Raw genomic sequence first — 12530 nt, forward strand, 5'->3', positions numbered from 1 at the left:
ACCTGTGAGAACTCTCGCAGATGATTCATGACTTTCCTGCACGGGGAGTTTACCCTGAAGCAGGATCAGACGAATTCAGAAGCTCGAGCGGAAAGACGTTCGCCAATGACGGGGAATTTTACAGAAACCGCCATCTGCACCAGACATGGCATTGCACGGGACGTCGTGGAAATCCAGCAGCGGGCAATCGAGAATCCTCGTCCTGGCTTCGTCCGGGTGAAGATGCACGCGGCTCCCATTAATCCCAGCGACCTCCTGTTCTGCAAGGGAAACTACGGCATCGGCCCCCAGCCCCCGACACCTGTCGGACTGGAAGGAGTCGGGATCGTCGAAGCGAGCGGCGGTGGTGCCATCGGCTGGTTGCGGAAGGGGAAACGGGTTTCTGTCATCGCACGCTCACCGGGCACATGGTCCGGATACTGCATCACCGAAGCGGAAACCGTGATCCCGGTCCCGGATGCTCTTTCGGATGAACAGGCGGCAACATTCTTCGTCAATCCCGCTTCTGCGCTGCTGATGACCCGATGGATCTTCCAGATTCCCCCACGCGGCTGGATCATCCAGTCCGCAGCCAACTCCGCAGTGGGTCGAATGATCATCCGCCTGGGGAATCATTTTGGATTCCGAACGCTCAATGTCGTTCGTCGTGAGGAACAGAAAGCCGAACTGGAAGCGGTAGGGGCAGACGCTGTGATCGTCGCCACGGATTCAACACCGCAGCAGGAATTTCTCGACGCGGTGAAGACCTGCACTCAAGGAGACCTGCCGCGATTCGCTGTCGACCCGGTCGGTGGAAAGCTGGGTGGGTTGTTGCTGGAGTCACTCGGGCAGGGGGGACGCATGCTGGCCTACGCGTCCCTGGCTGATGAGCCGACTCCGGTGAACCCCCGTACGCTCATGACGCAGGACCGTCACCTCTCGAGTTTCTGGCTCAGCCACGCCATGCAGGCGTTGCCGCTGCTGAAGAAGCTCAAGTTGATCCGTGAACTCAGCCAGCTGCATGTTCAGGGGCTGTTTCAGGTCGAAACGTTTGAAAGTTATCCGCTTCGTGACGTCAAACTTGCCCTCGCTGCCAATGACGACAAAGCAGGAGGCAAGAAAATCCTCTTGAGAATGAAGGCCGAGTGAACCCGGTCGGCGAGGTGAGTTCTGGACTTACCGTTGTTGAATGACCAGTCTGTTCAGCACCTGTGCGACTCCCGCAGCTGTTCCAGCCACCCGCTCAAACTGGGGGCGAGCTGCACTGGCCGCGACTTTGACAACTCCCGTCAGGCAGATACCGTCGGCAAGGCGATGAACCTGCAGGGACGAGAACTGAACATTGGGAAGGCTCAGCAGAGCTCGCTGAACCAGGCATTCGGTTTCGTGCGGCGTGGCAGCCAGTGTGCCATAGATTCCGCTCTCCGAATCGCCAGGAACCGGATCATCAATTGCACAATGGATGGATGCGCAAGTGGAAGCATCCTTGGCGTACTCGGGGAAAAGTTCGTGGGCCATAACGATTCCTTCCTGTAGAGAGGCCGGCGCGCACAGAGATAATATCAACTTGAGTTTATCTATTTCTGAGAGCTCGCCTAGCACAGTTTTCAGGAAATGCCGTGTTTGCGGACTTTTATGGGAGACCCGGCGTGCCGGGATCCCCTGTCGCGGACCCGGACAATGGGTCGCAACACATGCCAGCGATTGCATTTCCGGAGTCGGAGCATACAATCGAGGCGAACTTCCCCGGAGTGGGTTTTCAGTTCAACTGCGAGAACTTCTCCAGCGTCACCTTAAGTTGACGGTCGCCTGAAAGCTCGCCCGACCCGTAATCCGTCAGGAGGCCAACTTGGATCGCAGCGACCCTGGTAAAGTGGCGATCATCATCGGTGCGTTCTTTGTACTGATCGTTGCCCTCGCATTCATCTTCCTGTTCGGGAAGTACTTCAGCCTGTGGTTGCGGGGCTTTGCAACGCGAGCACGAATCAGCCCGCTGACGCTGATTGGAATGTCTCTGCAGAAGATCAATCCCGCTCTCATCGTCGACGCCAAGATCAGTGCGGTGCAGGCGGGGATTACCGACATCCCCACAAACGCAATGTCCGCTCATTACCTTGCCGGCGGAAATGTGACCCGTGTGGTCAGGGCCCTGATCGCTGCCCATCGGGCCAGTATCGCCCTCGACTGGGATACTGCTGCAGCGATCGACCTGGCTGGTCGCGATGTGCTCGAAGCAGTCCGGACGAGCGTCGACCCGAAAGTGATCGATTGTCCCGACACGCGTAACGGCCGGACGACCCTGGATGGAGTGGCGAAAGACGGGATTCAGTTGAAGGCTCGCGCCCGGGTCACCGTGCGGACCAATTTGAGCCAGTTGATCGGGGGAGCGACCGAAGACACGATCATCGCACGTGTCGGGGAGGGAATTGTCTCCGCCATCGGTTCCTCGGATACTCACAAGGTCGTGCTCGCAAATCCGGCATTGATCGCCCAGGCCGTGTTACGGAAAAGCCTGGATTCACAAACCGCGTATGAAATTGTTTCCATCGACATCGCGGATATCGACGTTGGAGACAACGTCGGTGCCCGGCTGCAAGCTGATCAGGCAGAAGCAGATATGCGAGTTGCCCGTGCGAAAGCTGAGCAACGGCGGGCCGAAGCTGTGGCCACGGAACAGGAAATGCAGGCCCTCACACAGGAAAACCGGGCCAAAGTGGTGCTGGCGGAAGCAGAAATTCCCAAAGCGATGGCTGACGCATACTTGTCAGGAACCCTGCGGGTTGCACACAATGGGGAGTAGAGACTGAACAGGGAGGCTGGGAAGCAGATCCACATGAGGATTGGAAACGTTTTCAATTCCAGATTGCGGCAGATTCTGCTGGTTATTTCGGTCGCACCTGTGCAAAAATTGTTGGAGAAGATCGACGGAACGTCGGTACGATGTAAGAAGCGAGGCAGTTTGTCCACGTCCATTGATGGACATGACTGAAATTTCAATCGGTTTCGGCCACTCGAAAATGATCACGGATGAGAATTGGGGAGCCATCCGGTCGTAACCGTTCATGGGAAGAACCATTCATATGGCAGAACTGAGCATTCAATTGACACGTAAACAGCAAGAGCTGTTGCTCCGCGGTCTTCGCTTTGTGCGAAGTTCCGTTGCTCTGGACACGCAGAACTATTCTGAAGCAGTTCAGAATCAGCGGCAGCATCAGTATGCGGAAATCGCCGCCATCGAATCGATGGTCAGCGACGCCAAGATCGTCGAACCTGCAGTCGTCTAGTCGCAGGATTCCCTCTCTCACCCGGTCGCGGTTCCCCTGGCTTGGTGTCGACGGGATTTCACTCTGATTTCAGCAACAAGCCTGTTGCCGTGAACATCGCGGCAGCAGGCTGTTTGTATTTCTCCCCTTCAGCAGCGGACAGTGTCAAACAGATGCGGTATCAACGAGTCTGTGTGGAAACATTCACCACAACTCTTCCCCCGGATGTGGTGACATCCGCCCAGATCGAGGCTCAGCTGGCCCCGGTGTATGAACGACTGGGACTGCCCGAGGGGCGTCTGGAGTTGATGTCCGGGATCCGCGAGCGGCGATTCTTTCCTTCCGGGACGCTTCCCGGAAAGATCAGCGGGCAGACGGTCCTCAAGGCACTGCAGGTTTCGCAGCTCGACCCCAGTCTGTGTGGCGCGCTCATTCACGGTTCGGTGTGCCGGGACCAGATGGAACCCGCAACAGCAGCAGGCGTTCATCATGCAGCCGGACTGCCCCGGGAAGCTCTGGTTCTGGACTTCAGCAATGCCTGTCTGGGACTGCTCAACGGGATGGTGGCCGTCGCCGACATGATTGAACTGGGGCGGATCAAGGCTGGCATCGTTGTCGGGACGGAAGTCGGACGCCCGCTCGTGGAAGGGACGATCGCCAAGCTTCTCAATGATCCGCATGTCACCCGCAAGTCGATCAAACTCGACTTCGCGTCATTGACGATCGGGTCGGGCTCGGCAGCGATCGTGCTGTGTGATGAATCCATTTCCCGCACCGGCAACCGGCTGCTGGGGGGAGCGTGGCTGGCGAACACGTCTCATCATGATCTATGCGCAGGGGGTGTCGACGCGGCCGCGAGTGGAGACGGGCGTCCTCTGATGAGCACCGATTCCGAGGCACTCCTGCATGCGGGTGTCGAGCTGGCGGCCCAGACCTGGGAGCTGACCCGACGAGAGCTTGCCTGGACTAACGCGAGCGTGCATAAGGTCTTCACACATCAAGTTGGCAAAGCTCATCGCGCTCTGTTGCTGCAGCAACTTGGCCTTCCGGAATCGATCGATTTCCCGACGGTCGATTTTCTCGGAAACACCGGAGCAGCGGCCCTCCCGACCGCAGTGGCCTTGGGACTTCAGCGAGGGTTTGTGAACCCGGGCGATCAACTCGCGCTGCTGGGAATCGGCAGCGGACTCAATTCGATCATGCTGGGACTGGACTGGCAGAAGACATTGCTGGAGTAGTTCGAGAGAAGAGGGCAGGGGGCAGCAGATCTTTCCTGACCTCTTATCTCTCCGGATGATTTCTCAGAACGTGTTTGAAAGCTGGGAGGGCGAGGCTCCTGCCGAGCCGCGAATGTCAGACCGCGTGACCTTTTTTGCGGCTCCGCAGGAGCGTTGTCCTCCCGAATCTGGATTCCGTGGAAGTTTCAAACACGCACTCAGACAGCTTGCAGTCACTGACTGAAGTATTACTTGTCTCGCATATCGAATTGTTTGACGGCGAGATGGAAATTAGACTTTGACTCGCAGGACCATGCAGGTTACAGTCATTTCAACAAACTTTGATCCTTCACTTTCTGTGGGCCACAGATCGGACTGGGGAAATCACCGCCCAGGATGTGTGCGGTTCCCCGGGAATTGGGATCACAGGGCCTCAAGGAGGGACTGAAAATGGATTTCTCACAATTCAGCGAGACATCGCGTGAGCAGGTTTCCCTGTCGGAAATCGTTGCTGACCTGGAACGAAAGATCGCGATTCACACGGGAGGTCGTATTCGCGATCTGCGGTGTGAAGAAGTCGGGGATTCTGTGGTGCTGTGCGGTCGCACATCGACTTATTACATCAAGCAGCTGGCTTCACAGATTGCGATGGATGAAAGCCGGACGCTAAATTTTCAGAACTCGATCGAAGTGGTCTGACGTTCTTCAGGATTGATGAAGTGGTGCTCCCGGCATGCACCATGGCGGTAGAAATTCTGTCGATTACAATCGCCGCATGCCTGAAATTCATGTTCACATGCTCCCCACGTTCCTCGACGGAGTTTCTCTGTCGGGTTCCACGGCAATTGTCATCGATGTGCTGCGGGCGACCACCACGATGATTCACGCTCTGGGGCATGGAGCACGGGCGGTGATGCCGTTTCTGAACGTGGAAGATGCACTCGCGGCATCGGCACACCTTCCCGTCCGCGACCGTCTGCTGGGAGGAGAACGCCACGGGAAACTGATCCCCGGGTTCGACCTTGGAAACTCCCCGCTTGATTACGTGGAAGACGTTGTCGCGGGAAAGACGATCCTCTTCACCACCACCAACGGAACACGGGCGCTGCTGCAGTGTGGAAGTGCGAAGCAGGTTTTCCTTGGAGCCTTCACGAATCTGGATGCCGTCGTCAATGCCTCGCGCCGCTGCGGAGCTGATGTGCATCTGGTCTGTGCGGGGACCGATGGACAGCTGACCGCCGAAGACATCCTCTTCGCTGGAGCGGCCGCGAGCGAACTCTTGAAAGCCGGGCCTGCCGAATGGACTGTCGGCAGCGTCCAGACGCAGATGGCGGTGGACTTCTACGAAGCCCGCAGTCGCAGCCCGGATCTCTTCCGTAAAACATTCTTCGAGAGCCTGGGAGCGCAGAACCTACTCGAACTGGGAATGGAGCGGGACGTCGTCCGGGCGATGGAAAAGAACCTGATTCGGATTGTTCCCATCTGGAACCCGGAGAGTGGTGAAATCAAGGTTTGAAAGACCGCGGTCTCAGACAAGACGGCGTCACTCGACCGGCTGTTGCACGGTTCCGTCGGGCATATTCTCGTGTCGCCGTCGCGGCTCCTTCAAATACAACGTCAGGATCGCCAGATCGGCGGGAGTGATGCCGCTGATCCGCCCAGCCTGCGCGAGATCCGCAGGCTGTACCCGCGAGAACTTTTCTCTGGCCTCCGAACGCAGCTGTGGGATCGCCTTGTAATTGAAAGTCGACGGGATGCGAGTGGACTGCGTCCGCGTCTGTCGATCGATATCCAGCTGCTGACGTTTCACATAGCCGCTGTATTTGACTTCGATCTGCACCTGTTCACGGGCCCGGGGGCTGATCTCCAGAGCAGCCAGCTCCGAAGAGAATTCGCACAGCTGCGGCCATTCGATTTCCGGGCGGCGCAGCCAGTCTTCGAGCGTCTGTCCCTGATGCCTGGTCCGCTGCAGGATTGCAAGGGCGCTGTTGATCTCACGTTCATAAACTTCGAAACGCGACACTCGCTCGCGTGATGCCAGTCCCAGCGACTCCCCGATCCGCGTCAGGCGGCGGTCGGCATTGTCCTGCCGCAGCAGGAGTCGGTACTCCGCTCGCGAGGTGAACATCCGGTAGGGTTCATCGACTCCCCGCGTGATGAGATCATCGATCAGCACGCCGAGATACGCCTGGGATCGATCCAGCACGAACGGACCTTTCCCCTGCAGCTTCAACGCGGCATTGACCCCCGCAATCAGCCCTTGCCCCGCAGCTTCTTCATAGCCCGTTGTTCCGTTGATCTGTCCAGCGAAATACAGACCTTCGACCCGTTTGGTTTCGAGTGTCTGAGAGAGCTGGGTCGGCGGTGCGAAGTCGTATTCGACCGCATAGCCGAACCGCATGATCTGGGCTTTTTCCAGGCCCTGAATCGAATGAATCATGCTCGACTGAACGTCACGCGGAAGGCTGGTCGAGATGCCGTTGCAGTAGTATTCCAGCGTCTGGCGGCCTTCGGGTTCCAGAAAGATCTGGTGAGAATTTTTGTCTGCGAAGCGAACAACCTTATCTTCGATCGACGGGCAGTAACGGGGGCCGGTGGATTTGATCTGCCCGCTGTACATCGGGGCGCGATGCAGATTCGCCCGGATGACCTCATGCACGTGCTCGTTGGTTTGCGTCAGCCAGCAGGGGAGCTGAGTCTGCTCAATGCGATCGTTCAGGAAGGAGAAGGGAGTCGGGTTGGCATCGCCCGGCTGTTCCTCGAGCGAGGAGAAGTCGATGGTGCGACCGTTCAAGCGGGCAGGGGTGCCGGTCTTGAATCGCTGCAGCTCAAAGCCGAGAGTGCGAAAGCAGTCGGACAACGTGCCGGTGGTTCCTTCACCCGCCCGTCCGCCGACCGTCTTGGCTTCGCCGGTATGCATGATCGCCTGCAGGAACGTTCCCGTAGTAATGATGACGGCCCGCGCGCGATAGACAGCTCCACCGCGTACTTTGACCCCGGTGATTCTGGGACGCTGATCGGGCGGGGGATCGGTGATATCGACAGCCACCGGATCTCCCTCGACCACCAGTTCTTCCACCATCTCCTGAGCGAGGGTCAGGTTCTCCTGCTGCTCAACCGTATGTTTGAGGAGGAACTGATAGGCTTTCTTGTCCGCCTGTGCCCGTGGGCTCCACATGGCGGGGCCTTTGCCGCTGTTGAGCATCCGGAACTGAATGCCCGTTGCATCGATGGCGCGGCCCATCTCTCCCCCCAGAGCATCGATTTCCCTGACGATCTGCCCCTTGGCGACTCCACCGATTGCAGGATTGCAGCTCATCGCGCCGACGGTGTCGCAGTTCATGGTGAGCAGGGCGGTGCGGGCCCCCATTCGGGCGGCAGCCAGGGCTGCTTCGATGCCAGCGTGGCCGGCACCGATGACGACGACGTCGAAATCGTAAAAAGGATCGGACATTCGAGGGAGCGAAAAGGGAAAAGGGGACAGGGAAGAGGGGGGGGGGTTATTTCTTGTCGGATTTGTCTTTGTCGGCGGCTTCCGGTTCCGGGGGGACGTACTCGCCCCCTTCGAATGTGGCGCGCACCAGCGTGAGCTTGTCGTTACGCCCGGCGATCACTTCCAACTCGACCGTCTGGTCCGGTTTGACGTCGTCGATATTGCTGCTGACGACATCAATCACCAGATTCTTCTGGAACATGATCACCGGAACGTTCGGGGCGGGCCTCAGGGCGAGTTCTTCGTATTCGGGATAGTCCTTGGAGGTCTGTCTGGCCATGATCTGACCGGAGATCGCGTTCGAATTCAAGCTCTGACCGGAACTCAGCTTTTCAGGCTTCTCCATCTTCGAATTCGGAGTTTTCGCATTGGGGGGAAGCAACCGCACTTTGGCGGACTCGAGGAACAGCTTGTTGTTGGTGAGAGTCCCGATCCCCTCGAGATAGGCCCCTTTCTGCAGAGCCGAGTCGTCTCCCCCGGAAAGGACCACTTCCACTGCCACTTTCGGGCTGATCACGAAAGACAGCTCTTCGCCGTCGCACTCGACCACCAGTGTTCGTCCTCGCCCTTTGTGGATCACTTCTTTGACGGTGCCGGAGCGGGTTTCCGTATTGACCGGGCGTTGAGCGAACCCCGTGGCAGGGACCAGCACGAGGGTTGCTGCGAGCAGATACAATGAGAATGTTTTCACGTTCGCCTCAAAAAGTGCTTGCTGTGCGATGAAAGCGGCGGAGATTTCCCGAAATCGCCACTCTGAAAATAACACATTCCAGAGACGGATGCGCCTTCCGCAATGTTTTTCGATATTTCCTCTCAGCATTGCAGCGAAGGGGACCCGCAGGGCAGAATCAGGCTGGCCCCCTGCTGCAAGGAAGTTTCATGTCGACTCCGGTTCCGGCTTCAGAATCCGCAAAATCCCCTTCGCGCTGGAAAGACAGAGTCAGCCTGGTGCTGCTGCTGATTCCCGCGCTGTTCGCTGTGAGCCAGATCTTCATCTGGAACTTCTGGGAGTCATCCTGGGGGGATTCGCTGAAGTACCTGATCACGTATGCGCAGATCATTCTGGGGGCGGTACTGCTGCTGACATGGTGGTTTTTCTTCTCGCCTGTTTCTCGCCGCACGAGCCTGCTGGTCGGCATCCCGATCATTCTCGTCGTTCTCGGATGGATCGCGACCATCCGGTCTGTGGAATTCAGTGGCCACATGCAGATGACATTTCATTATCGCTGGGAACCGACGGCGGAAGAGAAGATGGCTGCCCGTCAGGCCTCCCAGCAGAAAGTGGCTGAAGCAGAACTTCTGGCACTGGATGTTCCCGACGTTCAGCCGGAAGACATGCCTGCTTACCGGGGTGTGAACCGGGACGGTGTTGTGATCGGCCCGCCACTTCGACAGGACTGGAAAGAGAGCCCTCCTCCAGAACTCTGGCGGCATCCCGCCGGGGGAGGGTATGCCTCGTTTTCGATTCTGGGCGACTTCCTGTTGACCATCGAACAGCGCGGCAAGGATGAAGCCATCGTCTGCTACGACGCGACGACGGGGGAGGAACGATGGATATATCAGTACCCCGCCGATTTCTTCGAAGCGATGGGGGGAGCTGGACCACGGTCAACTCCCACAATTGCAGGCGATGCGGTCTACACGCTGGGGGCTTTCGGTGATCTGACCTGCCTGGATCTTCGCACCGGGAAGCTCCGCTGGCACGTGAACGCACTTCAGCAGTTCCATGTCGCGAACACGACATGGGGGATGTCCGGTTCCCCGCTGGTGCATGATGGGAAAGTGATCGTCAACATTGGAGGCCAGAAAGGGAACGGACTGATTGCTTACGATCCAGTCGATGGACACGTGATCTGGCAGAGCGCCGGTCTGACTCCTCCGGACGTTGAACTCGTCAGCTTCCAGAGCGGTAGTGCTGCCGTCCCCGCTGACCTGTCGGAGAAGTCGGTCCCCGGGTACAGCTCACCGCAGCTGAATACCGTGGCGGGAGAGTTACTGATTCTCAACTTCGATGGTCTGGGGCTGCGCGGACATGATCCTGCCACAGGAAAAGAACTCTGGTTCGTCCCGTTTGAGAATACAGCGTACGTGAACGTCGCCCAGCCGGTGGTCTTCGAGGACGGCCGGATTTTTCTCAGTGCCAGTTACGACGTCGGCGCGAAGATGGTACGGGTGACGAAAACAGAGGACAGATGGAACGTGGAAGATCTCTGGGAGAATCGCAACATGCGCTGCAAATTCACCAGCCCTGTTTTCTATGAGGGTTATCTGTACGGGATTGATGAAGGGATTCTGGTCTGCCTCGATCCAGCAACCGGAAAGCGACTCTGGAAAGGGGGCAAGGAAGGACTGCGCGGGCGGTACAACCACGGGCAGCTGCTGCTGACCAACGGACAGATTCTCGCCCTGACGGAACAGGGGGAAGCGGTGCTGATTCAACCGGACCCCAAAAAGCTGATAGAAGTCGCTTCGATGCGGGTGCTGCCTGAGGGAAAGAACTGGAACCCGCTGATGCTGTGCCGGGGCAAACTCTATGTGCGGAACGCAGCGGAAATGGCCTGCTACGATCTGAACCTGCGACCTTGAGTCAGGCCCCCGTTTTTGAGGGTTTTGTGGAACCACGGAAAGCACGGAATTCAAGGAAAATTTCGCGGTGGGAGGGCGGTAAATTCTCAGAACGTGTTTGAAAAGCGGGAGGGCGAGGCTCCTGCCGAGCCGTGGACGTCAGATCGCGTGAACTTTATTGCGCCTCCGCAGGAGCGTCGCCCTCCCGGTGCGGGATTCAGTTGTGGATGTCGTCCTTAAAATTTCCGTGAGTTCCGTCTTTTCCGTGGTTCAATCTCTTCACTCCCATTTTTCAATTCAGCTGCCAATCTCGGGCATGTCCGGGGGAGAACTCCGTACTTCCCAGTTGTGCGAGATTTGTTTCCCAGGCGGGAATGAAAGCTGGATCGGTGCAGTGGAGTCGGTACCATGCTGAGAGCAGCAGACCTTCGACAACTCTCTTTGCTCCCCACCTTCAACGATTAGCGGCCCCCCTCCATGCCGAATGTTCTGACCCTGATTCTCGCCGGCGGCAAGGGAACCCGCCTGGAACCGCTCACGAATGATCGCGCCAAGCCGAGCGTTCCATTCGGGGGAACGTTTCGGATCATCGATTTTCCGCTCTCCAATTGTCTGAACAGCAACCTGCGTCGCATTCTCGTCCTCACGCAGTACAAGGCAGCCAGTCTGGACCGGCATATCCGTCAGGCCTGGCACTTCCTGTGCCGTGAGCTCAACGAGTTCATCGACGTTCTTCCGCCACAGCAGCGGCTGGGAGAGCACTGGTATCGCGGGACCGCCGACGCTGTCTACCAGAACATCTACACGATCGAGCAGCATGACCCCGAGCATATTCTGATTCTCTCCGGCGACCATATCTACAAGATGGACTATTCCAAAATGGTCGACGACCATATTGCGAATAACGCCGACTGTACCATCGGTTGTATTCCCGTCAGCATGGAAGAGGGGCGGGCGTTTGGTGTGATGGGAATCGACAGTGATTACTGGGTTCACAAATTTGTCGAGAAGCCCCCGGAGCCGTTCCCCATCCCCGGCGATCCCGAGCGGTGTCTTGCCTCCATGGGGATTTACATTTTCAAAGCGAGCTTTCTGCTCAATGAGCTGTGCCGCGATGCGACGGAAATGCAAAGCGCGCACGATTTCGGTAAAGACGTCATCCCGGCCATCATTGATTCCCGTCGAGTACGGGCGTTTCCGTTCCACGATCGGAATACCGGCAATGAATATTACTGGCGGGATGTCGGGACGCTGGAAGCGTATTACGAAGCCCAGATGGACCTGATTGCCGTCGAGCCGTCACTGAATCTATACGACTACACGTGGCCGATCCGTGGGTATCACGCTCCGCTGCCGCCCCCCAAATTCGTCTTCGCTGATCAGGATGCAAATCCGCCTCGCGTGGGACATGCACTCGACAGCATCGTCTGTCCCGGCTGCATTCTTTCAGGAGGGAGCGTGATTCGTTCGGTCCTCTCACCCAACGTCCGGGTCAACAGCTGGTCCAAGGTGACCGACTCCATCCTGTTTGAAGGGGTGAACGTCGGCAGATACTCGCGGGTTCACCGCTCCATTATCGACAAGGGGGTCCGGATTCCTCCGCACACGACCATTGGCCTCAACGCGGATGAGGACCGGGCACGCGGGTTCACCGTCACCGAGACCGGCATTACCGTCGTTCCCAAATGGCACACGTTTGCCGAGTAGGGGAAGCGTCGGTTCTTATCAGTCAAACGGGAACACGTGGGTGAGTCTGGCAGCCTGGGCCACCCAGTTCTGATTCCTTGCCGATGGGAACTTCAGTTTGCGTCGAATTGCCCTCCAAAGAGTCCAGTACATAAAAAATCAGAAATGGAGGTCTGATTGAAGAGTCACATTCGGGATTTCGATGAGTTTCCATTTGACAGAACTCATACGTGGAGAGCTGGTTGAGACTGAAGCGAAAGGGCGGCACAAACATGCTTCCCTTCGATGAATCGCACGCGAAAAGAAAATTTTTTCGCGACAACCTGA

The 12530-nt window shown here is 57.6% G+C and carries 11 protein-coding genes; 8 read left to right on the forward strand and 3 right to left on the reverse strand.

Annotated features, from left to right (window positions below; genetic code table 11):
- Positions 1-105: 105 nt before the first annotated feature.
- Positions 106-1128, forward strand: coding sequence for a zinc-dependent alcohol dehydrogenase family protein (locus SH661x_RS07605; protein WP_437229586.1), 1023 nt, complete (start codon positions 106-108; stop codon positions 1126-1128).
- A gap of 27 nt (positions 1129-1155) precedes the next feature.
- Here the strand turns inward: SH661x_RS07605 and SH661x_RS07610 are convergent, their stop codons facing one another.
- Positions 1156-1497: a BON domain-containing protein gene (locus SH661x_RS07610; RefSeq protein ID WP_437229588.1), complete on the reverse strand. Its 342-nt coding sequence runs from the start codon at positions 1495-1497 to the stop codon at positions 1156-1158.
- 331 nt (positions 1498-1828) lie between these two features.
- Here SH661x_RS07610 and floA point away from each other — a divergent pair, with 331 nt between their 5' ends.
- From floA to SH661x_RS07635, 5 genes are all read left to right on the forward strand, one after another.
- Positions 1829-2779: a flotillin-like protein FloA gene (floA, locus tag SH661x_RS07615; protein WP_437229590.1), complete on the forward strand. Its 951-nt coding sequence runs from the start codon at positions 1829-1831 to the stop codon at positions 2777-2779.
- 280 nt (positions 2780-3059) lie between these two features.
- Complete coding sequence (locus tag SH661x_RS07620) at positions 3060-3263, forward strand: hypothetical protein (protein ID WP_437229592.1); 204 nt, start codon at positions 3060-3062, stop codon at positions 3261-3263.
- 152 nt (positions 3264-3415) lie between these two features.
- Positions 3416-4480: a 3-oxoacyl-ACP synthase III gene (locus SH661x_RS07625; protein ID WP_437229594.1), complete on the forward strand. Its 1065-nt coding sequence runs from the start codon at positions 3416-3418 to the stop codon at positions 4478-4480.
- Positions 4481-4909: 429 nt separating this feature from the next.
- Positions 4910-5158, forward strand: a complete 249-nt coding sequence (locus SH661x_RS07630) for a hypothetical protein (protein ID WP_437229596.1) — start codon at positions 4910-4912, stop codon at positions 5156-5158.
- A 76-nt stretch (positions 5159-5234) separates the two neighbouring features.
- Positions 5235-5975, forward strand: coding sequence for a 2-phosphosulfolactate phosphatase (locus SH661x_RS07635; RefSeq protein WP_437229598.1), 741 nt, complete (start codon positions 5235-5237; stop codon positions 5973-5975).
- Positions 5976-6002: 27 nt separating this feature from the next.
- Here SH661x_RS07635 and mnmG read toward each other — a convergent pair whose 3' ends face one another.
- Both mnmG and SH661x_RS07645 read right to left on the reverse strand, forming a co-directional pair.
- Positions 6003-7913, reverse strand: coding sequence for a tRNA uridine-5-carboxymethylaminomethyl(34) synthesis enzyme MnmG (gene mnmG / locus SH661x_RS07640; RefSeq protein ID WP_437229600.1), 1911 nt, complete (start codon positions 7911-7913; stop codon positions 6003-6005).
- Positions 7914-7959: 46 nt separating this feature from the next.
- A complete protein-coding gene (locus SH661x_RS07645; protein WP_437229602.1) occupies positions 7960-8643 on the reverse strand; it encodes a hypothetical protein in 684 nt (227 codons plus the stop codon).
- 188 nt (positions 8644-8831) lie between these two features.
- On the opposite strand from SH661x_RS07645, the gene SH661x_RS07650 reads away from it, so the two are divergent.
- Together SH661x_RS07650 and glgC are read left to right on the forward strand one after the other, a co-directional pair.
- A complete protein-coding gene (locus SH661x_RS07650) occupies positions 8832-10538 on the forward strand; it encodes a PQQ-binding-like beta-propeller repeat protein (RefSeq protein ID WP_437229604.1) in 1707 nt (568 codons plus the stop codon).
- Positions 10539-10994: 456 nt separating this feature from the next.
- Positions 10995-12224: a glucose-1-phosphate adenylyltransferase gene (gene glgC / locus SH661x_RS07655; RefSeq protein ID WP_437229606.1), complete on the forward strand. Its 1230-nt coding sequence runs from the start codon at positions 10995-10997 to the stop codon at positions 12222-12224.
- Positions 12225-12530: the final 306 nt, after the last annotated feature.

The organism is Planctomicrobium stercoris (assembly GCF_051465655.1).
Taxonomy (GTDB): domain Bacteria; phylum Planctomycetota; class Planctomycetia; order Planctomycetales; family Planctomycetaceae; genus Planctomicrobium.